This window comes from Deinococcus depolymerans (assembly GCF_039522025.1).
Taxonomy (GTDB): Bacteria; Deinococcota; Deinococci; order Deinococcales; family Deinococcaceae; genus Deinococcus; species Deinococcus depolymerans.
On record NZ_BAAADB010000031.1, the window covers coordinates 20,785 to 43,372 of the forward strand.

Here is a 22,588-nt window from a genome sequence, read left to right on the forward strand (position 1 = left end):
CGAAAGAATTACGGCCCGAGATAACTGGTCGGGCCACCCTCATCGTCACCGCTTTCCAGCTCGGCGGAGGTCGAGTTCGTCAGCTGGGCAATGGTGGCCGGTTGGAACAGGGCGGGCTGTTCCGTCTTGGCACCCTGTGGGACGCCCTCGACGTAGTACAGCGGGTAGCCGTTGCAGGTCTGCTGGCTGTAGTTGAACCACTGGTCACCCGTTCGCGTTTGCTGGCTGAACGTGAGGCCCTGGATGGTGGGTGGGTCGGTGACCGTCTGCAGGGGGACGTACTGCTTCACGAAGGACTGGAGGTAATCGGACCAGTCGTACCCGGCCGCGACGCTCTGGCCTCCCTTCACGAGAGGGAAGACGAACAGGGCCAGATCCTTGCCCTGTCGTCTGGCGTACAGCTGGCCGTTCTTCTCGTAGATGCTGTCTTTCTGTGGTGCTTCCGTCATGGAACCTCCGTTGAAGTGTGGTACGGGTTTCATTCTAGGGCCCGTGGGTGCGGTGGGGCGGGCCGGGCAGGGGACCCTGATCCAGGCGGACAGGCGTGAACAGGTGCGGCACCTCGCCGCCCGGGGGCTGGCCGGGGCGGTCGTGGGCGTACAGGTACAGGGGCCAGCCCTGGTAGGTGGTGTGGTCCCAGGTGCGTAGCCCGTGTGGGTCGCGGCCCTGCGCGTGCACCGTGCCGGGCAGGGGGTGGGGACCGGGGGGCAGGGTGGGCAGCGGAACGTACTGGTACAGGAAGGCCTTGAGGTGCTCGGGCCAGTGGGAGGCGCTGGGGACGCTCTCGCCGGTCAGGAGGGCCATCTGCAGGGGCGTGAAGCGGTAGACGGGCAGGGGGCCGCGTGCCGTGTGCACGCTCAGGTACGGGCCGTCGGGGCTCAGGTGGTGCAGGTCCGCCGGGGGCAGCGGCTGGCCGAGTCGTCGGGTGTGCGGCATGGAGTACGTGTGGGTCATGCGGGCCTCCCTACAGGGCGAGCAACCGGTGAACGGGGCCGGGGTCGGTGGCACGCAGGAGACGGCGCAGGCGGTCCAGCGCGCCTCGCCGGGAGCGGTGGGGGCCGGCGCGGTCCTGCGCGGCCTCGAGCAGGTCCGTGAGGGTGCGCCCGTCGTGCGGGGCGTCGCTGAGGCCCGCGCGGATGGCCGCGCAGCGTCCCAGGGGGCCGAGGCGGTCTTCCAGACTGCGGAGCAGGGGCGCCAGCTGCTCCGGCGTGAGGGGCCGCGGGGTCAGGAGGGTGAATTCGTCCGTGCCGCTGCGGTAGGCGCTGGCGTTCCAGGTGCGGGCGGCGCGGGTCAGGTCGCGCGCCATGTGCCGCAGGGCCTGATCGACGGGCGCGTCGCCCAGCTGGCGGCGCTGGTCATGCAGCGGCGGGAGGCGCAGCGCGGCGAGGGTCGCGACGCCGTCCGTCTGGGCAGCGTCGCGCAGCAGGGCGTCACGGTTCGGCAGGCGGGTGACGGGATCCAGGTGATAGGTGTGGACGTCCTCGATCAGCGCGACGCGGTCCCCGTTCGGCAGGCGGCTGAACGTGAGCCGGCACACGCGCCGCTCCCCGGCGAGGTCCGGCAGGCGGGTCTGGTGCGTGCCGTCCGGCCAGCTGACCGCGCGGGCCGGCAGCGCGGCGGGATGAAAGCTGCGCCGGTAGGCGTGGTTGGGCTGGGCGTGGCTGGGGGCGTGGGCGGGCCAGCGCAGGGCCGGCAGGGGCAGCAGGTGAAACAGGTCGTCTTCGAGGTGCCGGTGGGTCATGCTGGGTCGTCTCCCTGAGATGCTGGGGGGGCGGGTTGTGTGCCTCTCTGCAGGCAGCATGCCCGCAGGGGCGTTAAAGGGGCGTTACGGAGCGGGAGGGGGCACCGGCATCGCGGGGGGCGGGCTACACTCCGGGCATGAGTTCGTGGCCGTTCAGGGTTGGATTCGGAGAGGACGCGCACCGTCTGGAAGCGGGGCGGCGGCTGGTGCTGGGCGGCGTGCCCATCCCGCACGCCGAGCTGGGCGCGGCGGCGCACAGTGACGGGGACGCGGTGCTGCACGTGGTGGCCGACGCCCTGCTGTCGGGGCTGGCGCTGGGGGATATCGGGCAGTACTTCCCGGACACGGACGCCCAGTGGCGCGGCATGGACTCGCGCCTGATCGTGCAACGGGCGCTGGCGCTGGTGCGGGAGCGCGGGTGGGTGCCGGTGAACGTGGCGGTCGTGGTGACGCTCGACCGCCCGAAGCTGGGGCCGCTGCGCGCCGAGATCGCCCGGTCCGTCGCGGCGCTGCTGGGCCTGCCAGAAGGGGACGTGGGCGTGAGTTTCAAGACGTCCGAGGGACTGGCGCCGCTGCACGTGCAGACGCGCGCGACGGTGCTGCTGGCCCGCGCGGAAGCGGCTCCGGGGGTCAGTGGTGAGTGAGGCGGAACCGGGTGGGATGGTGCCGCTGCTGCGGGTGGTGCTGTTCGAACCGGAGAAGGCGGGGAACGTCGGCAACGTCGCACGCACGTGCGCGGTGCTGGGCGCGGACCTGCACCTGATCCGCCCGTTCGGCTTCCACCTGCACGACCGCGAGTTCCGCCGCGCCGTGATGGACTACCTGGAGGGCGTGACGCTGCACGAGCACGCCAGCTGGACGGCCTTCCAGGGCACGCTGGGGCCGGGCGCGCGGGTGTGGGCGTTCAGCACGCACGCCACCGAACTGCACACCCGCGCGGGCTTCGCGCGCGGGGATTACCTGCTGTTCGGCCCGGAATCGCGCGGGCTGCCCGCGTGGCTGCGTGACGCCCTGCCGAAACTGAGACTGCCGCAGCCCGGCGGGGGCCGCAGCCTGAACCTGAGCGTCGCGGCGGGCGTCGCGGCCTTCGAGGCGGGGCGGCAGATCGAGGGCTGGTGAGGGCCGGTCAGGGCCGGGCCGGAAGCGGGCGCGACACTGAACCCGGTTCAGCTGAACGCAGTCCAGAGAGCGTTTCCATCACCCGGTCCCGGCCGCCCACGCCTACACTGGGCAGTACATGCCCCTCCTGCCTGCCCAGTCACCGCTGAAGGCACGCCGGGACCAGCGGTACTCCGCGCACCTGTCGCTGGCCCTGCTGTCCACCGGCGTCCATGGAGCGCTGCTGTGGTACGACCTGACCCACGACCGGCAGACCATGCCTTCCCTGACCGGCGCCGTGATCCTCAGCGCCTTCCTGACCGCCACGGTCCTGTCGCGCCGCATCCCGCTCGACACCCTGACGACCACGGTCGCGTACGCGCTGCCCGTGTGGGTGGTCCTGCAGGTGGTCGCGGCCGGACTGCAGGGACAGGGCGTGCCGCCCGCGTACTTCCTGTCCCTGGGGGTGGTGGGCCTGCTGGCCTTCGTGTGGCTGCCGCTGGCGCAGGCGGTCACGCTGCTGCTGCCGGTGGCGGGCTTCATGTTCGCGGCCGTCCTGCTGTTCAATCCGCAGGACCTGCCGCTGATGCTCTACTCGACCTTCCTGATCGCGCTGATGGGCCTGCTGACCCTGCACGGGCAGCTGATCGGCCCGGAACGCGCCCGCCGGCTCAGCCAGCAGCGGCTGGCACACACGGACAGCCTGACCGGCCTGCTCAACCGCCAGGGCGGCCGGGCGGCGCTGCAGAGCCTCACGGCCTCCCCCCTGAACGCCGCGCGGGTGGCAGCCGTGCTGGTCGACATCGACGGCTTCGGGACGCTGAACACGCGCCTGGGGCCGGAGGCGGCCGATCAGCTGCTCGTGGAATTCGCGGGCCTGCTGGGCCGCGTGATCCCGCCCGGCAGCGTGCTGGCCCGCTGGGACGCCGACGCCTTCGTGCTGATCCTCACGGACGTCGGCATGGCCGGCGCGCACGACGCGGCCGAACGGGTGGTCCGCGCGGCCCGCAACCTGAACCTGCCGCACCTGAACGGCGCGCCCGTCAGTGCCGGCGTGGCCTTCGCCGCCGAAACCGAGGACCCGGACGCCCTGATGGACCTGTGCGCCCAGCGGCTCGGGCAGGCCCGCGCTGCCGGCGGGAACCGCTGGGCGTGACCCGGCCTCCGACCGGCGCACCCACCTGCTACGGACTCGGATTGAACGGGCTCAGCAGCCCATTCAATCGGAGTCCGTCTGATCCCCCCGGTCCGCCCTGTCGGCCCCGCCGGACACCCGTACCGGAACGCCCGCTAGAGTGACGGGCATGACCTCAACCGATTTCGACGCGAACCTCGCGCGGTACGCCGACCTGCTCGTCCGGACCGGCGTGAACCTCCCGGCCGGCGGGAAGGTGCGGATCACGGCGCCCATCGAGGCGGCCGAACTGGTGCGCCTGACCGCCCGCGCCGCGTACCGTGCCGGGGCCAGCGACGTGCGCGTCACGTACCTCGACCCGCACCTGGACCTCGCGCTGTTCGAGGACGGCACCGACGACGCGGTCGCGTTCCTGCCCGCGTGGCAGGCGCAGGAGCGCGAGGCGATGATCGAGGACGGGTACGCGTCCATCGGGATTGTCGGGGAGGACCCGTCGCTCCTCGCGGGCGTGAACCCCGCGCGGGTCGCGGCGCGCAGCAAGCTCACGGCGCAGGCGATGCGCCGCGTCAGCGAGGCCCACGGCAGCTTCCAGGTGAACTGGACGGTCGCGGCCATGGCCACCCCCGCCTGGGCCGCCCGCGTGTACCCGGACCTGCCGCAGGAGGAGGCCGTGGCGCGCCTGTGGAACGACATCTTCACGGTGACCCGCGCGGATCAGCCGGACCCGGTGGCCGCCTGGGACGCACACCTGACCCGCCTGCAACGCCTGACCACCCACCTGAACGGCAAGCAGTACGCCGCCGTCCACCTGCGCAGTGATCTTGGGACCGACCTGACCGTCGGCCTCGCCGAGAACCACATCTGGCAGGGCGGCGCGGAGACCGCGCGGAACGGCGTGCGCGGCGTCCCGAACCTTCCCACCGACGAGGTCTTCACCGCCCCGCACCGGGACCGCGTGGACGGCGTGGCGGTCGCCAGCAAACCCCTGAGTGCGCGCGGGCAGCTGATCGAGGGCATCCGCGTGCGCTTCGAGGCGGGCCGTGCCGTCGAGGTCAGCGCCACGCGCGGCGAGGACACCCTGCGCCAGCTGATCGGCACGGACGACGGCGCCGCGCACCTGGGCGAGGTCGCCCTGGTGCCCGCCAGCGCCCCTGTCGCGCAGACCGGGACGCTCTTCCTGAACACCCTGTTCGACGAGAACGCCGCGTCGCACATCGCACTGGGGCGCTGCTACCCCACCAACGTGCAGGGCGGGACCGACGCGGCCACCCTGAAGACCGCCGGCGGGAACGACAGCCTCATCCACGTCGACTGGATGATCGGCACGCCCGCCACCGACGTGGACGGCATCACCCGCGGCGGCACCCGCGAGCCCCTGATGCGCGCCGGCGAGTGGGTGATTGAAGGACTCTGAACCGGCACAAGGGAGGGGGGGAGGGAGCCGCGTGCGGCCCTCCTCCCCTCCTCCCTTGCCCGGATGGAACGGGTCTGTCAACCCATGCCCTCGGAGTCCGTATTATACGGATTCCGTTTATTTCGCCAACAATCCGGAACTTCACCGGATTGCCGACTCCACGTCCGGAAACCGTGTTGCTCCCACTCGCTTCGCTCGGACCCAGCGGGCTTTGCAGCCCATTCAATCGGAGTCCGTATTACAGCGCGAGGATCTTGCTGAAGTCGCCGCTCAGGCCGTTCGGGTAGAACCCACCCTTGACGGCGTCCACCGCCAGGAACACGATGTTCCCCACCTGGCGGGGCGTGCGGCTGTACGCGATGCCGTTCGTGTCGGCCAGCACGATGTTCGCCGCGCCGTTCTCCAGGATGCCCTGATCGACGTCCAGGGCGCCGTCCACGCTGTCACGCAGGTTGCTGATGGCCTGCACCACGTCACTGACCTTCAGGGCGGGCGTGACCTGCGTGTTGCGCTGCTGGTACAGCAGGGTGCGGATCATGCCCGCGTGGTACGCCTCGACCGCCAGGATGCCCGCCGCGTTCTCCAGGTTCCCGCCGGCACTCGTGTCGCTCAGCAGACGCGCCGCACCCTTGTAGGCGCTGACGCCCACATCCTCGAAGATGAACGCGCCGTGCAGGAAGAACAGGTCGTTCGCGAAGGGGTTGAAGTTGGGAATCGCCCCGCCCGACGCGGCGCTGCCCGCCGCCGCGAAGGCCGGGCCGAGGTCCAGGGTCGGCTGCGCGACCGCGCCGAAACCCAGCACCTTGCGGATGATGCGCACGTGGTTCAGTTCGTCGGTGGCGACCTCGTTCGCGTAGGCGCGCACGTCGGCCGACTCGAACTTCACGCCGTCACCCTTCTTACCGGTGAACCCGGCGGGCAGGATGACTTTGCTGCTGTCGCCGCCCACGCTGTCCAGTTCTTCCAGGCGACCCACCGCCGCGAGGTAGAACGCCGCTTCCAGGTACTCGAGGTTCAGCGCGAAGTTGAAGATCGTGGCGTCCAGGTTGGGTTTCGCCTGCCCCATGCCCATGGCGGGCGCGCAGCTGGCCAGGGCGGTCGTGACGCCGACAGCGCCGGCAGCTCCGAGGAATTTACGGCGGTTCAGGGGGTTGCTCATGGTGGACCTCCAGGGAAAGAGAGCGGAAAGCGGCGGGCGGGCAAAGCGCACAGGAGGCCAGCAGGGAAGACACTCCCACCACCAGTCACCGGCGCTTCTGACCAGCCATATGCCGCCCACCCCGGATCGGATCACCCGGCCACGCAACCGTGAAGATCAGGTGAACGTCACGCGGGCGCGGCCTGCGCTTCCGACTGCCCGAAGGCGTTCTCCTGCACCAGCCGTTCCAGCGCGCGGGCCCGCTCCAGCTGGGCGCTCAGCGCCGCGTGCCGGTCCTCCAGCGACCGGATCGCGCCGCCCAGACGGGTCAGCACGTCCGCCTTCAGGGCCGGGAGTGCCTCCGGGTCGAGCGCCTCGCGCTGCACCGAGAACATCGTGCCGCCCTGCGCGACCAGCCCCAGCAGGCCCTGCGCGTCCAGGAACGCCCGCGTGTCCTCCAGCGTCAGACCCAGCCCCTGCCACTGCTGCACACCCCGCAACTCGACCACGTTGTGCAGCAGGAACCGGAACTTGCCGTTCACGCGCACAGGGTGCAGCAACTCCTCGCGCAGCAGGTGCCGCACCGTCGTCGCGGGCAGCCCCATCAACGCCGCGAACCGCCCGATCCCCACGCCCCGCTCCTCGAACAGGGCCTCCAGCACCTCCGGCCCGCCGCACATGGTCGCCACATCCGCCCGCGGAGTCTCTGGCAGGGCACTGATCACATCCCGGAACTGCTGGACACTGCGCCGGAACTCAGCCTCGGTCTGTTCGTTCACGCCAGCCTCCGCACCGTGACCGTCACGTGCCAGCGCGGCAGCGTCCAGCGCCTGCCCAGCAGGTGGTTCAGCCGGCTCAGACGGGCGGCGCGGGCCGCCTCACGGCACTCGTCCAGCCGGTCGGAGAAGGGAGCAGCGTCGGAATAGGCGGTCAGGGCGTCGGTGTGCAGCGCATTGAACATGGGGTGGTGCCTCCTGAACCACAGTGTGGAACGTGCAGTCGACTGCACGTCAAGCGCCCGCAAGCGCCGTCAGGTGGTAGCCCGCCCACTCCCGCCAGAACGCCTCCGCCGCGTCCAGGCATGCCCGCTCCAGCCGCGCCGCCTCTGCTCCATCCAGCTCTGCCCCGTCCGCCCCCGCCTGAACGGCCTGCGCGAACGCCAGCTTCGACCGCAGGAACGCCGCGTGATGCCCCGCCGTTCCCCCATAGTTCTCCGTCACGCCCGACCAGTCCGGCACCCACGCCGCCCGCAGCCGCCCCGCCACGCGCGCCTGCACGTCCGCGTGCGGCCCGCCCGGCAGCAGGTGCGTCACATCCTGCTCCAGCCACCGCACAAAGCGTTCCTCCAGTCCCGCCCGCCACGCCGCGTCACTCACGCCCCTCAGCAGAGCACACGATGACCCCGCAGGCCGACGCACCTGCACAGAAGAAGCGGGCGACCCGCAGGCCACCCGCTCCCCCGATTCAGCCTGGGTTTACTTGACCAGGCCGAGTTTGCGCACTTCGTCGCGTTCCTCGGTCAGTTCCTGCGCGGTGGCGTCCATCTTGCCGCGGCTGAAGTCACTGACGGGGAGACCCTGCACGATCTCGTACTTGCCGTTCTTGCAGGTCACGGGGAAGCCGTAGATCAGGCCCTCGGGAATGCCGTAGCTGCCGTCGCTGGGGATGCCCATGCTGACCCACTCGCCCTCGGGCGTGCCGAGCGCCCAGTCGCGCATGTGGTCGATCGCGGCGCTCGCGGCGGACGCGGCGCTGCTCAGGCCGCGCGCCTCGATGATCGCCGCGCCACGCTTCGCCACGGTCGAGATGTACGAGTTCTCGTACCAGTCGCGGTCCACCTGATCCAGCGCAGGCTGGCCGTCCACCGTCGCCTGCGACAGGTCGGGGTACTGGGTGCTGCTGTGGTTGCCCCAGATCGTCAGGTTCTTGATGCTGCTCACAGGCTTCCCGGTCTTCTCGGCCAGCTGGCTGATCGCGCGGTTGTGATCCAGACGCACCATCGCCGTGAACTGCTTCGCGTCCAGATCCGGCGCGTTCTGCTGAGCGATCAGCGCGTTCGTGTTCGCGGGGTTCCCCACCACGAGCACCTTCACGTCACGGCTCGCCACGGCGTTCAGCGCCTCACCCTGCGGCTTGAAGATCCCACCGTTCGCGCCCAGCAGATCCCCGCGCTCCATGCCCGCCTTGCGGGGCATCGCGCCCACCAGCAGCGCGTAATCCGCGTCCTTGAACGCCACCATCGGGTCATCGCTCGTCACGATGTCCGCCAGCAGCGGGAACGCGCAGTCACGCAGCTCCATCACGACGCCGTTCAGCGCCTTCAGCGCCGGCGTGATCTCCAGCAGCTGCAGAATGACCGGCTGGTCCTTGCCGAGCATGTCGCCCGAAGCGATGCGGAAAAGAAGGCTGTAGCCGATCTGGCCAGCGGCGCCGGTCACAGCGACACGGACGGGTTGTTTGGTCGTCATGGGTATCCCTCCTGAGGATGGTTTTACGGCTCACGATAACGCGCGGCGGGACGGTTGGGGGGAAAGTTCCCCGGACGGGAACAGGGGTGGGTAGCTCGTGGTGGGAAGGTGGGCGCCTGCGGCGGGCTTCCCCACCCCCCAGCCCCCATCCCCAGGGGGGCAACGTCTTCGCCGCGCAGGGCGGCCTGCGCGTTGACGCCAGATCTACACCCGCGCCTGGAACCTGGTGGCGGCGGAGCTTCCGTTGGCACTGGGCAGGTATTTCGCTGGCTTTCTGGGTAGGGATCGGGCGGGAATGGCCACGCCTCACACGCCATCCTCTGCTGCGCAGCTCTGCGAGTCCGCCCCCGCGCCGTGCGCCCCGCGCGCTGCGCGCACGACGGGCTCGGTGCCTATGACAGTTACGTCAGCCAGTCCCCAGGCTCCCCTTGAGGGGAGCTGTCAGCGCAGCTGACTGAGGGGTCCTGCGAAGCAGCTGTGTTGCCTTCCCCCTTCCCGACTCCCTACTCTCCCCGTCAGAGCGGCGCGTCGTCTGCGAAGTTCGGTTCGCGTTTCTCGCGGAGGCTGCTGAGGCCCTCGCGGACGTCGGGGCCGGTGAAGCCGAGGAATTCCAGGGCCAGGGAGGCGTCGAAGGTGGGTCCGGCCTGCCGGAGCCAGTTGTTGAGGGCGTATTTGGTCCAGCGGATGGCGGTGGGGCTGCCGCTGGCGAGTTGCCGGGCGACCTTCCAGGCGCGGTCCAGGAGTTCGTCGTCGGGGACGGTGAGGCTGACGAGGCCGATGCGTTCGGCTTCGATGCCGCTGACGGGCTCGCCGGTCATGAGGTGGTACTTGGCCTTGTTCAGGCCGCACAGCAGGGGCCAGATGATCGCGGCGTGGTCTCCGGCGGCCACACCGAGCCGGACGTGCCCGTCGAGGAGGCGGGCGGTGTGGGCGGTGATGCTGACGTCGGCGAGCAGCGCGACGGCGAGTCCGGCGCCGACGCAGGGGCCGTGGATGGCGCTGACGATGGGTTTTGAGCAGTTGATGACGTTGTACACGAGGTCGCGGGCTTCCTTCCAGACGCGGGTGAGGGTGGTGAAGTCGCGGCTCATCTCCTCGATCAGGGTGAAGTCCCCGCCACTGCTGAAGCCGCGTCCGTCGCCGCGCACGAGGACGCAGCGGATGCCGGGCGTGTCGTCGATGTCGCGCCACACGCGGGTCAGGGCGCGGTGGGCGTCGGCGTTCACGCTGTTGAGGGTCTTGTCGTTGCGGATGACGATTTCGAGGATGCCGTCGCCGTGCAGCTGGAGGTGCAGGCCGGGGTACGCGCCGGGCGCGGTGAGGTGGGTTGTGGTCATGCGGGCAGGGTAGCGGGCGGGGCGCTGGGGTGTGCGGGTGGGTGTCCGGGTGGGCCGGATGCCACGTCGGATGCGCGGCCGGGTTCATGAGGTGGGGGTGGCCCTCCCCCAGTGCGGGCATGTCCGGCAGCGCGGGCGGCAGGCGCGGCTTACGGTGAAGGGGTGAAAACAGTCTGGTTGGGAGTGGTGGGTGCGGCGCTGCTGGGGGCACTGGTGTCATGCGGGGATACGAGCGTGAAGGAACCGGCGGGCGAGGTGACGGTGAACGTGACCGAGCAGGACGGGAGTGCGTTCTCGTACACGACCCGTGTGGATTTCCGGCCGACCCTGAAACCTGTCTCCGAGTTGAGTGCGGATGAGGCGGCGCTCCTGACCGCGTTGAACGGGGAGCGGGCGCGGGGCGGGTCGTGCACGGACCCGCAGGGAAAGGTGCACGTGTACGCGAAGACGGGAGAGTTGTCGCTGGAGGCGAACATCTACGTGGCGGCGCAGGGGCACGCGCAGGCGATGGTGAATGGAAATTTCGCCTCTCACGTCAATACCTCGGACATTTCGCTGCGCACGCCGATGCGGCGCATGGTGAAGGCTGGTTACAGGCCGGTGGCACCGGCGCAGGGAAAGGGTGAACTGTACTTCGAGGAGTCGCTGGCGTTCGGTCAGTTGACGGCGGCGGAAGTGGTGCAGGCGTGGAAGACCGAGAGCTTCCTGCACTGCCGCGCGATCTACATACCGCTGAATTACGGGGCGGTCACGGTCGTGAATGGCCGGGCAGGAAATCAGTACGGTCGGTACTGGGTGCTGAACACGTCCGGCGTGATCATGAACTGAGGCGGATGCCTGCCCCTCGGCCTTTACGTGGTCGGGGGGTTGCTTGTGTGGGGGGCGCGCCAGCCGAGGGTGCCGGTCAGGGCGGCGAGCAGCATGCTGCCCAGCACGAGGGGGGTGACGGTGGTCCAGCCGCCGCGTTCGAAGGCGTGACCGGCGATCAGGGAGGCGGCGGCGGCCCCGCCGTAGTACGCGAGGTGGTACAGGCCGGAGGCGAGGCTGCGGGCGTGGGTGACGTGGCGCTGCACGGCGTTCAGGGCGGCGGCCTGCGCGAGGAACACGCCGCAGGCGGCGGCGGCGACGCCCGTGATGACCAGCGGGAGGGGCGCGGCGAGGGTCAGGAGGAGGCCGGCGCTGCTGGTGGCGGCGGCGGTCAGCAGCGCGGTGCGGGGGCCGCGCGCGGCGAGGAACGGGGCGGCGACGGGCGTGATGACCACGCCGAGCAGGTACACGGCGAACACCGCGCCGGTCTGGGCGGTGTTCAGGTCGTAGGGGGGCGCGGCGAGGCGCAGGGTGAGGGTGTTGAAGGTGCCGACCAGCGTGAACAGGATCAGGAACCCGACGGCGCAGGTGGCCAGAAGGGGGGGGTTGTGCAGGTGGGCGCGCAGGCCCTTCAGGACGGCGCGGGGGTCGCGGTGGGGCGTGAAGGTCGGTTCGGGCGGCAGGTGGTGGGCGAGCAGGGTGCCGGTCAGGGCGGCGGCGGTCAGGAACCAGAACGCGGCGGGCCAGTGCCACTGCGCGGCGATCAGTCCGGCCAGGAAACGGCCGAGGAAGCCGCCGAGGACGGTGCCGGTCACGTAGGCGGTCAGGGCGCGGGTGCGGGCAGGGCCGGTGAGGGCGTCGCCGATGTAGGCGGTCAGGGCGACCATCACGCCGGGAATCAGCAGGCCCTGCGCGAACCGGGCGGCGTTCAGGGCGTCCAGGGTGTGGGCCTGCGTGGCGAGCAGGGCGGGCAGGGTCAGCAGCGCGAAGGCGGCGGTGACGGTGCGGCGGCGGCCGGCGGCGTCGGCGAGGATGCCGGCCAGCGGCGCGGCGAGGGCCATGGCGAGCATGGTCGCGCCGATCACGCCGCCCACGCGGGCGGGTCCGGCGTGGAATTCGCGGGCCAGGGTGGGCAGCAGGCTCTGGGGGGCGTACACGTTCAGGAACACCAGGGTGCCCAGCGCGGCGAACAGCAGCGGCGGGGCGCCGCGGGTGGGTGGGGTGGGCACGCGGGTCAGGGCAGGCCAGTCAGGCCGTGTTCGTTGACCAGGGCGGTCGTTTCGCCCAGGCTGGCGGCGCGGGCGGGGTCGGGCGTGCCGGGCGGGCCGGGCAGGAGCAGGGTGGGGCGGGCGTCCAGGCCGACGCTGCCGGTGGTGTCCAGGCGTTCGAGGACGGCGCCGAAGGTCCAGTCGCGGGCCCACAGGCGCTTGACGGCCTGCAGGGCGGCGGTGCCGCTGGTGTGCGCGCCGGGCGGCTGGTACGGGGCGGGTTCGGCGTGCAGGGTGCCGGGGCGGCGGGCGTGCAGCGGCGCGTGGTCCAGCGCGGCGGCGCGCAGCGCTCCGTGGAACTGCTGTACGGCGTCGTCCAGCAGGTAGCTGGTGCGGATCAGCGCCTGGGCCTGTGCGCTCAGGGGTTCCAGGGCGTCCTCGTCGATGCGGGTGGGGCGAATGGGGGTGAACAGTCGCGCCAGCCGTTCCGGGAGGTTGTTCTGCCGGTAGAAGGCTTCCTCGAAGGTGGCGGGAACGAGCAGCCCGCTCACGCCGTGGCGGGCCAGCCGGGCGGGTTCGTTCCCGTGCAGGGTGGGGTTCCGGGCGGCTTCCACGAAGCTCAGCATGTGTTCAGGGTAGCGCGGGCTGCTGCCCGGGGCGGCGTGGGTGTCCGGCCCGCCCGGCGGGCCTGCCTGACCTGAACGGGGACGGGGCGCTCCGGGAGGCGGGGTCCGGGTCATACGGACTGCCGTTTGTCTCGCTGACAATCTGGAACTTCACCGGATTGCCAGCTCCACGTCCGGCAGCCCGCCCTGCTCCTCCTCTGCGGGGCAGCTCTCCGAGTCGCATCCGCTCGGATTGAATGGGCTGCAAAGACCATTCAATCGGAGTCCGTCTCATACGGATTCCGTTTGTTTCGTTAACAGATCGGAACACCACCGATCTGTCAACTCCACGTCCGGAACCCGCCCAGCTCCCACTCGCATCCGCTCGGATTGAATGGGCTTTGCAGCCCATTCAATCGGAGTCCGTCTCAGTTCAGGCCGTGGCTCAGGCGGGCGCGCATCCAGGATTTCACGCTGCTGGCGCCGGGCGTGTCGCGCACGACGACTGCCACGTACCCGAACGGTACGGGGCAGACGACGAGGACGCGGTCCTGGAATTCCAGTTGCACGGCCCGGACGGGCGCGGCGGCCTGCAGGTGGTGCGCGACGCCGTGCGCGGCCGTGCCGAGGAAACGGACGTACGCGCCGACCTCCGGGTCGAGCGGCACGGCGTTCAGCGGCACCCCGGCCGGGTCGAAGGCCCAGGCGGCGGTCACGCCGGGCAGGACGTTCAGACCGGCGGTGAACATCTGCGCCTGCGCGGCCTGCTGCGCGCGGCGGGCGGCGGTGTCGGCCGGGTCGGTGTCGGCCGGGTCTGCCAGGGTGGGGGCGGGGACGCTGGGGGGCGGGGTCGCGGCGTCCGGGCGGGTGGCGGGCAGGGGGGTCGGGGTGGTGTCCGGGGTGGCCGGCGCGGCGCTGGCAGGCAGCGGACTGGCGGGCGGGGAGGTGGCCTGCAGGGTGGCGGCGCTGTCGGCCAGCCATTCCTGCAGGGCCGGGAACAGCACGCCGGGCCGCAGGGGCTTACGCAGCACGTCCAGCACACCCAGTTCGCGGGCCTCGGCGCGCAGGTCGTCCTCGACGATGCCGGTCATGAACACCACGGGCAGGTGCGGGTGGGTGCGGCGCAGCGTGCGGGCCAGTTCCACGCCGTTCATGCCGGGCATGCGCACGTCGGTCAGGACCAGGGCCGTGTCGGGGGTCAGCGCGGCCAGCGCCGCCTGTCCGCTGTCCGCCACGCGGACGGGCAGGTGCGGTGAGAGCAGGAATTCCATGGTCTGAAGCACCCCTGGGCTGTCGTCCACGATCAGGATCGAGGGGCGCCGGGGCAGGTGGGCCGTCATGCGGACCAGCCTAACTGAACGGGCGTCACTCTGCCGTCACGGTTGCAGACATGGGCGTGACCTTTCGCACAACCGGGCGGCCGGGGAGGGCTCCGGCATACTGCGCGCATGACATCCAGACTGCCCGACCGGCCCCAGGCTCACCGTCCACCCGACCTGCCGGGCACACTGGACCGCCTCCTGGCACTGGACGCCCGCCTGAGCGGCGTGTGGGCCTGGGTGCAGGGCCAGATGCAGCCGGACGCCGCGCACGACAGCGCACACCTGGCGCGCGTGGCGCGCTGGACGCTGCGCTGCGCTCCGGACGTCCCGCCGGCCCTGGCGGTCGCGGCGGCGCTGACGCACGACGTGGTGAACCTCCCGAAGAACCACCCGCAGCGGGCGCAGGCCAGCGAGCTGAGTGCCCAGGCAGTGCAGGCGACCCTGCCGGGCCTGGGGTTCACGCCCGGCGAGGCGCGCGAGGTGGCGCTGGCTGTGCGCGACCACAGCCACTCGCGGGGCGCGGTCCCGCAGACGCCGCTGGGCGAGGCCCTGCAGGACGCCGACCGCCTGGACGCCCTGGGGGCGCTGGGCGTGCTGCGCGTGGCGGGCGTGGGTGGGCAGCTGGGCCGCGCGCCGCTGCACCCGGACGACCCCTGGGCGCAGCGGCGCGAACCGGACGACCTGGCGTTCACGGTGGATCACTTCTTCACCAAGCTGCTGCGCCTGGACGGCACCTTCCGCACGCCTGCCGGGCAGGCCGAGGCACGCCGCCGCACCCGGACCATGCGTGCCTTCCTGGCCGAACTGGCCAGTGAACTGGAGGTCGACCCGCCGGGCGAGTGACGGTCGGCCCTCCCCGGTCAGTTCTCCTGCAGGTGGGCGTGGTCGTTGTAGCTGACCAGGGTCCAGCGGCCCTGCGTGCGGGTCAGGGTGGTGAGGCTGGTGTGTGCCAGCTGGTAGTTGAAGGGCAGCACGTAGCCGGGGACGGGCCGGGCGGGCCAGTCGAACAGGTGGCACAGCAGGGCGCGGATGGCGGCGCCGTGCGTGAAGGCGATCACGCGGCCCGGCGAGAGTTCGTCGGCCCAGTCGCGCAGGCGGTCGGCGACCTGCGCGAGGCTCTCGCCGCCGGGGGCGGGCAGGGTCCAGGGGTCGCGTTGCCAGTCATGGTAGGCGGGGTCGCGCTGCACGTCGTCGGTGGTGACGCCCTCGAACTGCCCGAAGTTCAGTTCGCGCAGGCGGGCGTCGAGGGTCAGGGGCGCGCCGGGCAGGGTCAGTTCGGCGGTGCGGGCGGCGCGGCTCAGGTCACTGCTGTGCACCTGGTCAACCGCGCGGCCCCGCAGGCGGGCGTGCAGCCGCGCGGCCTGCGTTTCACCCAGGGTGCCCAGGGGTGTGTCGGTCCAGCCCTGCCAGCGGCCCGCGCCGTTCCAGTCGGTGGCGCCGTGGCGGACCAGCGTCAGGTGCAGGGCGTCCGGGGCGGGGGTGGTCACGGGCGGGCCTCGGGGTCCGGCTGGGCGCTGCGGCTGTCGTGCCCGTCGGCCAGGGGCGGCACGGGGCGGGGGCGGTTGTGGTCGTCGAGTGCCACGAACACGAAGTAGCCGGTCGTGGCGAGTTCCTGCTCGCCGGTCGGCATGTCCTCGCGGTACACGTCCACGCGGATGGTCATGCTGGTGCGGCCCACCTTCACGACCTGCGCGTCGAGGGCGACGGCGTCTCCCACGCGGATCGGGACGTGGAAGTCCACGCCGTCCATGCGGGCGGTCACGACGTTCCCGCCGGCGTGGCGGACGGCGGCGATGCTGGCCGCCTTGTCCATCAGGGACAGGACCCAGCCGCCGAAGGCCGTGCCGTGGTAGTTGGTGTCCTTGGGGAACACCAGTTCCAGCATGCGGGCGCGGCTGCGGGGGGCCGGGTTGCGGGTGGGGGCGGGGTCGGTCACAGCTCATCAGTGTAGGGCGCGTGCGGCTGCGCGGGGCCGTTGCGGTCTGGGTAGGGGCGGCACCTGCCGGGTGACAGGGCCCGTGGCCGGCGCACCCGCCGGGCCGCCCGGGACCGGCTGGCAATTGACAGGTGACGGGCAGGTCCGCAGGGGTGATTGACACCCCCCCGGGCGCGTGCCACCATGATCTGCACTCACAACTTGGACTATGTTCAGCGTTTCAGGAGCGGGGCAGCTGGTGCCCCTCCGCGCTGGCCTCGGGAGGTTCCTATGAAGAAACGACTTCTCTTCCCCACCCTGCTGGCCGCCCTGGCCGGTTCCGCCCTGGCCGACAAGGTCGTGAACATCGGGTATTCCGGCCCGCTGTCCGGCGCGGCCGCCTTCTACGGCAAGGACGTCCAGAGCGGCATCGACATGGCCATCGCCGAACTGAACAAGACCGGCGTGACGGTCAAGGGCGAGAAGGTCACCTTCAAGCTCGTGGCCCTCGACGACCGCTACCTGCCGAACGAGACCGCCACGAACGTCAAACGCCTGACCAGCCAGGGCATCGACATCGTGTTCGTGCCGCACGCCGGCGGGATCCTGACCGTGCAGCCCATGACCGCCCGCGACCCGGAATTCCTGCTCGTGGCGTACTCCAGCGAACCGAAGATCCTTGAATCCCGCAACCCGCTGACCTTCATGCTGCCGCCCCGCTACGACAACTACCTGCAGCCCTTCGTGGGCACGCAGATGAAAGCCTTCGGCAAGAAACTGGGGCTGGTCGGCACCACCAGCGCCTACGGCAAGCAGTGGACCGAGGCGATCAGCGGCGAGTGGAAGAAACAGGGCGGCACCGTCGGCAGCAACAACGGCGTCGACTACAACACCACCGTGGATTACTCCAGCGCCGTCACCAAGGCCCTGGCCGAGAAACCCGACGTGCTGTTCATCGGCGGCCCCAGCCAGCCCACCGCGCTGGTCGTGAAGGCCGCGCGTGAACAGGGCTTCAAGGGCGGGTTCATCGTGATGGACCAGGCGAAATTCGAGCAGATGGACCAGCTGATTCCCCGCAACTACCTCGACGGCAGCGTGGGCGTGCTGCCCACCAAGGAATTCGCCGGCACGCAGCTGTTCGTCGCGCAGTACCAGCGCCTGTACAAGAAGATCCCCACCAGCGAGGCCGCGCTGAACTACATGGGCATGAACGTGCTTGCCAAGGCCATGGAACTGGCCGGCACGACCGAAGACCCCCGCGCCATCCGCGCCAAACTGGACGCCGCCGCCAAGGCCCTGCCGCAGAGCAAGACCGTGTACAAGCTGTTCGGCGTGACCGAGACCGGGCACGTGGACGCCGAGTTCGTGGTCGCCAGCGTCAAGGGCGGCCAGTACACCCGGCTGCGCCTGATCAAGACCTTCAAGTAAAGCTCCCCGCGCCGCCGGCTGCGCCGTTCCCTCCCGCCTGACCGCACACGCGCGCCCCGCACCCCGCCGGGCGCGCGCAGCTGTTTCGCCACGTTCTCGACCCCCGAAGGAGTTTCACCTTGACCACTGTGCTGCAACAACTTTTCAATGCCCTGGCGCTGGGCGGCGTGTACGCCCTGGTGGCGCTGGGCCTCACGCTGGTCTACGGCGTGATGCGCGTCCCGAACTTCGCGCACGGCGGGCTGTACATGCTCGGCGCGTACTTCACGTACGCGCTGCTCAGCGGGCTGGGCCTGGGGTACGTGCCCGCCCTGCTGCTGTCGGCGGTGGGCGTGGCGGCGCTGGCGGCGCTGCTCGAGCGGGTGATCTTCTACCCGCTGCGCAACGCCCCGCACGTTCACCCGATGATCGCGGCCATCGGGGTGCTGTTCTTCCTGGAGGCGCTGATCTCGCACCCGCGCGTGTTCGGGCCGGACTTCAAGCAGATTGCCGAGCCGGTGCCGGGCATCCTGAACCTGGGCGGCGTGACCCTGACATGGCAGCGGTTGCTGATCATCGCGGCGAGCGTGCTGGTGATGCTGGGCCTGAACTTCTTCCTGAAACGCACCCTGACCGGCGCGACCATCGAGGCCATGAGCCAGAACCGTGAGGGTGCGCGGCTGGTGGGCATCAACACCAACCGGGTGGGCATGCTGACCTTCGCGATCAGCGGGGCGCTGGCGGCCGTCGCGGCGAGCCTGATCGCGCCGATCAACGCGGTGACGCCCAGCATGGGCGAGGTCATGAACCTCAAGGTGTTCGCGATCATCATTCTGGGCGGCATGGGCAGCATTCCGGGCGCCATCGTGGGCGCGTTCCTGCTGGCCTTCACCGAGGTGTTCGGCGGCTTCTACATCAACCTGGACTTCGCGGACGTGATCGGCTTCGCGATGCTGGTCGTGGTGCTGGCCATCCGCCCGCAGGGCCTGTTCCGGAGGGGCACGTGAAGGCCCCGGTGACGCTTGGCACGCCGGCCGGCGCGAGGGCGGGCCTGCCGCTGGGGCGCCTGGTGTGGCCGGCACTGTTCGTGCTGGCGGCGCTGCTGCCGCTGCTGCGCCCCAGCGGATACCTGCTGGACATCGGCGTGAACATCATGATCTGGGCGATGGTCGCGTACGGCCTGAACGTGATGCTGGGGTACACCGGGCTGCTGCCGCTGGCGCACGCGGGGTTCTTCGGGATCGGGGCGTACACGGTGGGCATCCTGACCCTGAAACTCGGCTGGAGTTTCTGGCTGGCGTGGCCGCTGGCGGTGGCGCTGTGCGCCGTGCTGGGGCTGCTGCTGGGGCTCGTGGCGTTCCGCACCAAGGGGGACGCCTTCTCGATCTTCACGCTGGGCGTGGGCGTGATCATCACGCTGGTCATCAACAAGTGGGACGCCCTGACCGGCGGGAACGACGGCCTGAACGGCGTCGCGCCCCCGGCCGGGCTGGAGGCGTTCTCGCAGGCGCTGGGCCTGAAACTCTCGGCCGGCTTCTACCTGCTGGCGCTGGTCAGCCTGGCGCTGACGGTCCTGGTGGTCGCGCGGGCGCGGGCCAGCACCTTCGGGCTGTCGCTGATCGCCATCCGTGGCGGCGAGGACCTGGCGCGCAGCGCCGGCATCAACGTGTTCGCGCACAAGCTGCGCGCCATGATGCTCTCGACCGCCATCGCGGGCTTCGCGGGCGGCCTGTACGCCGTGTTCGTGGGTTTCCTCGGGTCGGCCGTGACCGGCCCGACCACGACCTTCACGGTGCTGCTGTACCTGCTGGTGGGCGGGCTGGGCACGCTGGGCGGCCCGCTGGTCGGGACGGCCATCATCTACGGGCTCACGCAGGTCCTCAAGGGCCTGCAGGACTATCAGTACATCGTGTTCGGGCCGCTGCTGGTGCTGCTGGTGATGTTCGCACCTCACGGACTGGCCGGCCTGTGGGCGCGGCTGCAGGCCCGCCGGGTGCCGGCCGGCACCGGGACGCCCACCCAGGAGAACGACCATGCTTGACGTTCAGGACCTCGGCATCCGCTTCGGCGGCCTGCACGCCGTGAAGGACGTCACGGCCAGCATTCCCGCCGGGCAGATCACGGCCATCATCGGCCCGAACGGCGCGGGCAAGAGCACCTTCTTCAACCTGATCAGCGGCTTCTACCAGCCGACCTCGGGCAGCATCCGCTTCGCCGGTGAGGACATCACGCGCCTGAAAACCCACGAGGTCGTCTCGCGCGGCATTGCCCGCACGTTCCAGACGACCACCATCTACCGGGAACTGACGGTACTGGAAAACGCCATGATCGGCCACCGGGTCCGCACGCGCGCCGGCCTGCTCGACGCCCTGCTGCGCACCGGCCGGGAACGGCAGGACGTGCAGGGCAGCCGCGACGGGGCCATGCAGGCGCTGACCCGCGTGGGCCTCGCGCGGCAGGCGCACCTGCCGGCCGGGGCGCTCACGCAGGAAGGGCAGAAACGCGTGGGGATCGCCATGGCGCTCGCCAGCGACCCGAAACTGCTGCTGCTGGACGAACCGGCCGCCGGCATGAACCCCGAGGAGACCGTGAACCTGATGAGCCTGATCCGTGAACTGGTGGCGGGCGGCCTGACGGTCGCGCTCGTCGAACACAAGATGAGTCTGGTGATGGGCCTCGCCGATCAGATCCTGGTGCTGCACCACGGGCAGAAGATCGCGGCCGGCACGCCCGCGCAGGTCAGCCGCGACCCGGCCGTCGTTGAGGCGTACCTCGGGTCGCACGCGCACGGCGGGCAGATGGGCCAGACCACCACACCGGAGCAGGGAGCGGCGCATGCTTGAGGTCCGTGACCTGAACGTGAACTACGGGCATTTCGTGGCGCTGCGCGGCGTGAGCCTGACCGTGCAGCCCGGCGAGATCGTGGTGCTCCTCGGCGCGAACGGCGCGGGCAAGAGCACGCTGTTCCGCACCCTGAGTGGCCTGCAGCGCCCCAGCGGCGGCAGCGCCACCTGGAACGGCATCAGCCTCACGACCGGCCGCCCGGAGTTCAACGTGGCGAACGGCGTGGCGCAGTGCCCGGAAGGCCGCCTGCTGTTCCCGGAGCTGAGCGTCGAGAAGAACCTGCGCCTGGGGGCCTTCGTGCACCGCCGGGACGCTGCCGGCACCACGCGGGAACTGGAACGCATCTATGAACTGTTCCCGGCGCTCGTCGAGAAGCGCGGCTCGCCCGCCGGGAGCCTGTCGGGCGGGCAGCAGCAGATGGTCGCCATTGCCCGCGCCCTGATGGCCCGCCCGCAACTGCTGCTGCTGGACGAACCCAGCCTGGGCCTCGCGCCGCTGGTCGTCGAGCAGGTGTTCCAGGCGGTGCAGCGCGTGAACACCGAGGGCGTGTCGGTGCTGCTGGCCGAGCAGAACGCCTTCGCGGCGCTGGGCATCGCGCACCGTGGGTACGTGCTGGAGGGCGGGCAGATCACGCTGGACGGCCCGCAGCAGGCGCTGATGACCGACGACCGCGTGCGCAGCGCGTACCTGGGCGTCTGATGACCACCCCCGAATCCCCGGCGGTCCGGCAGGGCGTGTCACTGGACCGCCTGGAGCGCTGGGAGACGCACCTGAAAACCCGCTACCTGGACACCGGCATCCTCCCGAACGCCCTGACGCTGGTGTACCGCCGGGGCGAGACCGTGCACCGGCACGCGCAGGGCTTCGCGGACGTGGAGGGAAGCGTGCCGCTGCGGGACGATCACATCTTCCGCATCTACTCCATGACCAAACCCGTCACCAGCCTCGCGTTCATGATGCTGGTCGAGGACGGCCTGACGACCCTGAGCGACCCGGTCAGCTCCGTCCTGCCGGAGTGGGCGAACCTGGGTGTGTGGACCGGCGGCACACTGGGCCGCTTCACGGGCGAGGCGCCGCGCCGCCCCATGCGGATGGTGGACCTGCTGCGCCACACGTCCGGCCTGAGTTACCACATCCAGCAGGGCGGGCACCTGGACGGCGCGTACCGCGACCTGGGCCTGGGCGTGAAGACCACCCTGCCGGAATTCGTCGCGGCCCTGGCGGACCTGCCGCTGGAGCACGAACCCGGCGAGCACTGGCATTACTCGGCCGCCACCGACGTGCTCGGGTACGTGATCGAACGCCTGAGCGGCCAGCCCTTCGAGGACTTCGTGCGGGACCGCATCCTGACGCCGCTGGGCATGACCGACACGGCCTTCCACGTCCCGGCCGACAAACTGGACCGCTTCATGCCGTGCTACGCCCTGACCGGGCAGGGCCGCGTGCTGTTCGACCCGGCCGCCGGACGCTTCGCGCGCCCGCCGCACTTCGTGTCCGGCGGGGGCGGCCTCGTCTCCACCGCCGCCGACTACCTGCGCCTGTGCCGCCTGTTCCTGCGTGGCGGCGAACTGGACGGCACGCGCCTGATCAGCCCCAAGACCATGGAACTCATGACCCGCAACCACCTGCCCGGCGGGGCCGACATCGCCAGCATGGCCCTCTCCCCCATTGCCGTGTCCGAAACCAGCGCCGCCGGGGTGGGCTTCGGGCTGGGGTTCGCCGTCACGCTGGACCCCGTGCGCACCATGCGCGCCGGGAACGCCGGGGATTACTCGTGGGGCGGCGCGGCCGGCACGTACTTCTGGATCGACCCGGTCGAGGACCTCGCCGTGATCTTCATGACCCAGCTGCTGCTCTCGCCCGACCGGGTGCGCGACGACCTGCGCACCTTCGTGTACGCCGCCCTGACCGACACGCCCACCCAGCCCCGCAGCCTCGCCTGAACACCTCCGGTGGCGTGGCAAATACCCCTCCTACGGACTCCGATTGAATGGGCTGCAAAGCCCATTCAATCCGAGCGGATGCGACTCGTAGAGCTGCTCCGCAGAGGAGGAGAGAAACGCCCCTCCGGACGTGGAGTTGGCAGATCGGTGGTGTTCCGATCTGTCAACGAAACAAACGGCAGTCCGTATCATCCCCTGCTACGCAG

26 protein-coding genes are annotated in these 22,588 nt (G+C 70.8%); 12 read left to right on the forward strand and 14 right to left on the reverse strand.

Annotation, left to right across the window (positions count from 1 at the left end; all coding sequences use genetic code 11):
• Positions 1-8: 8 nt before the first annotated feature.
• From ABDZ66_RS16145 to ABDZ66_RS16155, 3 genes are read right to left on the reverse strand one after another with little or no spacing between them, the layout of a single operon-like run.
• Positions 9-449: a hypothetical protein gene (locus ABDZ66_RS16145; protein ID WP_343761114.1), complete on the reverse strand. Its 441-nt coding sequence runs from the start codon at positions 447-449 to the stop codon at positions 9-11.
• Positions 450-483: 34 nt separating this feature from the next.
• Positions 484-954 carry a hypothetical protein gene (locus ABDZ66_RS16150; RefSeq protein WP_343761115.1) on the reverse strand — a complete coding sequence of 157 codons (471 nt, stop codon included), beginning with the start codon at positions 952-954 and terminating at the stop codon, positions 484-486.
• A 10-nt stretch (positions 955-964) separates the two neighbouring features.
• Positions 965-1,741, reverse strand: coding sequence for a diguanylate cyclase domain-containing protein (locus tag ABDZ66_RS16155; RefSeq protein WP_343761116.1), 777 nt, complete (start codon positions 1,739-1,741; stop codon positions 965-967).
• A gap of 137 nt (positions 1,742-1,878) precedes the next feature.
• On the opposite strand from ABDZ66_RS16155, the gene ispF reads away from it, so the two are divergent.
• The 4 genes from ispF (at position 1,879) to ABDZ66_RS16175 (ending at position 5,388) form a co-directional block, all read left to right on the forward strand.
• Positions 1,879-2,385, forward strand: coding sequence for a 2-C-methyl-D-erythritol 2,4-cyclodiphosphate synthase (gene ispF / locus ABDZ66_RS16160; RefSeq protein ID WP_343761117.1), 507 nt, complete (start codon positions 1,879-1,881; stop codon positions 2,383-2,385).
• A gap of 16 nt (positions 2,386-2,401) precedes the next feature.
• On the forward strand, positions 2,402-2,860 hold the full coding sequence (locus ABDZ66_RS16165; RefSeq protein WP_343761395.1) for a tRNA (cytidine(34)-2'-O)-methyltransferase: 459 nt from the start codon (positions 2,402-2,404) through the stop codon (positions 2,858-2,860).
• Positions 2,861-2,978: 118 nt separating this feature from the next.
• The gene (locus ABDZ66_RS16170) at positions 2,979-3,995 is read left to right on the forward strand and encodes a GGDEF domain-containing protein (protein ID WP_343761118.1); all 1,017 of its coding nucleotides are present in this window, start codon (positions 2,979-2,981) and stop codon (positions 3,993-3,995) included.
• A gap of 148 nt (positions 3,996-4,143) precedes the next feature.
• Positions 4,144-5,388, forward strand: a complete 1,245-nt coding sequence (locus ABDZ66_RS16175; protein WP_343761120.1) for an aminopeptidase — start codon at positions 4,144-4,146, stop codon at positions 5,386-5,388.
• Positions 5,389-5,626: 238 nt separating this feature from the next.
• On the opposite strand, the gene ABDZ66_RS16180 is transcribed toward ABDZ66_RS16175, so the two are convergent.
• The 6 genes from ABDZ66_RS16180 to ABDZ66_RS16205 form a co-directional block, all read right to left on the reverse strand.
• Positions 5,627-6,547: a ferritin-like domain-containing protein gene (locus ABDZ66_RS16180; protein WP_343761121.1), complete on the reverse strand. Its 921-nt coding sequence runs from the start codon at positions 6,545-6,547 to the stop codon at positions 5,627-5,629.
• A gap of 167 nt (positions 6,548-6,714) precedes the next feature.
• Entirely contained in the window at positions 6,715-7,305 is a 591-nt protein-coding gene (locus tag ABDZ66_RS16185; RefSeq protein ID WP_343761123.1) for a MerR family transcriptional regulator, read from the reverse strand.
• Positions 7,302-7,487, reverse strand: coding sequence for a hypothetical protein (locus ABDZ66_RS16190; protein WP_343761126.1), 186 nt, complete (start codon positions 7,485-7,487; stop codon positions 7,302-7,304). The genes ABDZ66_RS16185 and ABDZ66_RS16190 overlap by 4 nt, the downstream gene beginning before the upstream one ends.
• A 49-nt stretch (positions 7,488-7,536) precedes the next feature.
• On the reverse strand, positions 7,537-7,902 hold the full coding sequence (locus tag ABDZ66_RS16195) for a hypothetical protein (RefSeq protein WP_343761128.1): 366 nt from the start codon (positions 7,900-7,902) through the stop codon (positions 7,537-7,539).
• A 99-nt stretch (positions 7,903-8,001) separates the two neighbouring features.
• Positions 8,002-8,994 (reverse strand): malate dehydrogenase, encoded by a 993-nt coding sequence (locus ABDZ66_RS16200; RefSeq protein ID WP_343761130.1) that lies wholly within the window; start codon positions 8,992-8,994, stop codon positions 8,002-8,004.
• Positions 8,995-9,509: 515 nt separating this feature from the next.
• Complete coding sequence (locus tag ABDZ66_RS16205) at positions 9,510-10,331, reverse strand: enoyl-CoA hydratase/isomerase family protein (protein WP_343761132.1); 822 nt, start codon at positions 10,329-10,331, stop codon at positions 9,510-9,512.
• Positions 10,332-10,493: 162 nt separating this feature from the next.
• On the opposite strand from ABDZ66_RS16205, the gene ABDZ66_RS16210 reads away from it, so the two are divergent.
• Positions 10,494-11,159: a CAP domain-containing protein gene (locus ABDZ66_RS16210; protein WP_343761134.1), complete on the forward strand. Its 666-nt coding sequence runs from the start codon at positions 10,494-10,496 to the stop codon at positions 11,157-11,159.
• A gap of 23 nt (positions 11,160-11,182) precedes the next feature.
• Here the strand turns inward: ABDZ66_RS16210 and ABDZ66_RS16215 are convergent, their stop codons facing one another.
• The 3 genes from ABDZ66_RS16215 to ABDZ66_RS16225 all read right to left on the reverse strand — a co-directional run bounded on the left by ABDZ66_RS16215 (position 11,183) and on the right by ABDZ66_RS16225 (position 14,291).
• Positions 11,183-12,367, reverse strand: a complete 1,185-nt coding sequence (locus ABDZ66_RS16215) for an MFS transporter (RefSeq protein ID WP_343761136.1) — start codon at positions 12,365-12,367, stop codon at positions 11,183-11,185.
• A 5-nt stretch (positions 12,368-12,372) separates the two neighbouring features.
• Entirely contained in the window at positions 12,373-12,972 is a 600-nt protein-coding gene (locus ABDZ66_RS16220; RefSeq protein WP_343761138.1) for a hypothetical protein, read from the reverse strand.
• Positions 12,973-13,379: 407 nt separating this feature from the next.
• The gene (locus tag ABDZ66_RS16225) at positions 13,380-14,291 is read right to left on the reverse strand and encodes a response regulator (protein WP_343761140.1); all 912 of its coding nucleotides are present in this window, start codon (positions 14,289-14,291) and stop codon (positions 13,380-13,382) included.
• 108 nt (positions 14,292-14,399) lie between these two features.
• Here ABDZ66_RS16225 and ABDZ66_RS16230 point away from each other — a divergent pair, with 108 nt between their 5' ends.
• Positions 14,400-15,116, forward strand: coding sequence for an HD domain-containing protein (locus tag ABDZ66_RS16230; RefSeq protein ID WP_343761142.1), 717 nt, complete (start codon positions 14,400-14,402; stop codon positions 15,114-15,116).
• A 17-nt stretch (positions 15,117-15,133) separates the two neighbouring features.
• Here the strand turns inward: ABDZ66_RS16230 and ABDZ66_RS16235 are convergent, their stop codons facing one another.
• Both ABDZ66_RS16235 and ABDZ66_RS16240 read right to left on the reverse strand, forming a co-directional pair.
• Complete coding sequence (locus ABDZ66_RS16235; protein ID WP_343761144.1) at positions 15,134-15,760, reverse strand: histidine phosphatase family protein; 627 nt, start codon at positions 15,758-15,760, stop codon at positions 15,134-15,136.
• Entirely contained in the window at positions 15,757-16,158 is a 402-nt protein-coding gene (locus ABDZ66_RS16240) for an acyl-CoA thioesterase (protein ID WP_343761398.1), read from the reverse strand. The genes ABDZ66_RS16235 and ABDZ66_RS16240 overlap by 4 nt, the downstream gene beginning before the upstream one ends.
• Before the next feature lie 321 nt (positions 16,159-16,479).
• Between ABDZ66_RS16240 and ABDZ66_RS16245 the strand changes: the two genes are divergently transcribed.
• The 6 genes from ABDZ66_RS16245 to ABDZ66_RS16270 all read left to right on the forward strand — a co-directional run bounded on the left by ABDZ66_RS16245 (position 16,480) and on the right by ABDZ66_RS16270 (position 22,382).
• Complete coding sequence (locus ABDZ66_RS16245) at positions 16,480-17,616, forward strand: ABC transporter substrate-binding protein (protein WP_343761146.1); 1,137 nt, start codon at positions 16,480-16,482, stop codon at positions 17,614-17,616.
• A 119-nt stretch (positions 17,617-17,735) separates the two neighbouring features.
• Complete coding sequence (locus ABDZ66_RS16250; protein ID WP_343761149.1) at positions 17,736-18,602, forward strand: branched-chain amino acid ABC transporter permease; 867 nt, start codon at positions 17,736-17,738, stop codon at positions 18,600-18,602.
• 44 nt (positions 18,603-18,646) lie between these two features.
• Positions 18,647-19,636, forward strand: a complete 990-nt coding sequence (locus ABDZ66_RS16255; RefSeq protein WP_343761403.1) for a branched-chain amino acid ABC transporter permease — start codon at positions 18,647-18,649, stop codon at positions 19,634-19,636.
• Positions 19,629-20,438 carry an ABC transporter ATP-binding protein gene (locus tag ABDZ66_RS16260; protein WP_343761151.1) on the forward strand — a complete coding sequence of 270 codons (810 nt, stop codon included), beginning with the start codon at positions 19,629-19,631 and terminating at the stop codon, positions 20,436-20,438. The genes ABDZ66_RS16255 and ABDZ66_RS16260 overlap by 8 nt, the downstream gene beginning before the upstream one ends.
• Positions 20,431-21,138, forward strand: a complete 708-nt coding sequence (locus ABDZ66_RS16265; RefSeq protein ID WP_343761153.1) for an ABC transporter ATP-binding protein — start codon at positions 20,431-20,433, stop codon at positions 21,136-21,138. Before ABDZ66_RS16260 ends, ABDZ66_RS16265 begins: the two co-directional genes overlap by 8 nt.
• Entirely contained in the window at positions 21,138-22,382 is a 1,245-nt protein-coding gene (locus tag ABDZ66_RS16270) for a serine hydrolase domain-containing protein (RefSeq protein ID WP_343761157.1), read from the forward strand. Before ABDZ66_RS16265 ends, ABDZ66_RS16270 begins: the two co-directional genes overlap by 1 nt.
• Positions 22,383-22,588: the final 206 nt, after the last annotated feature.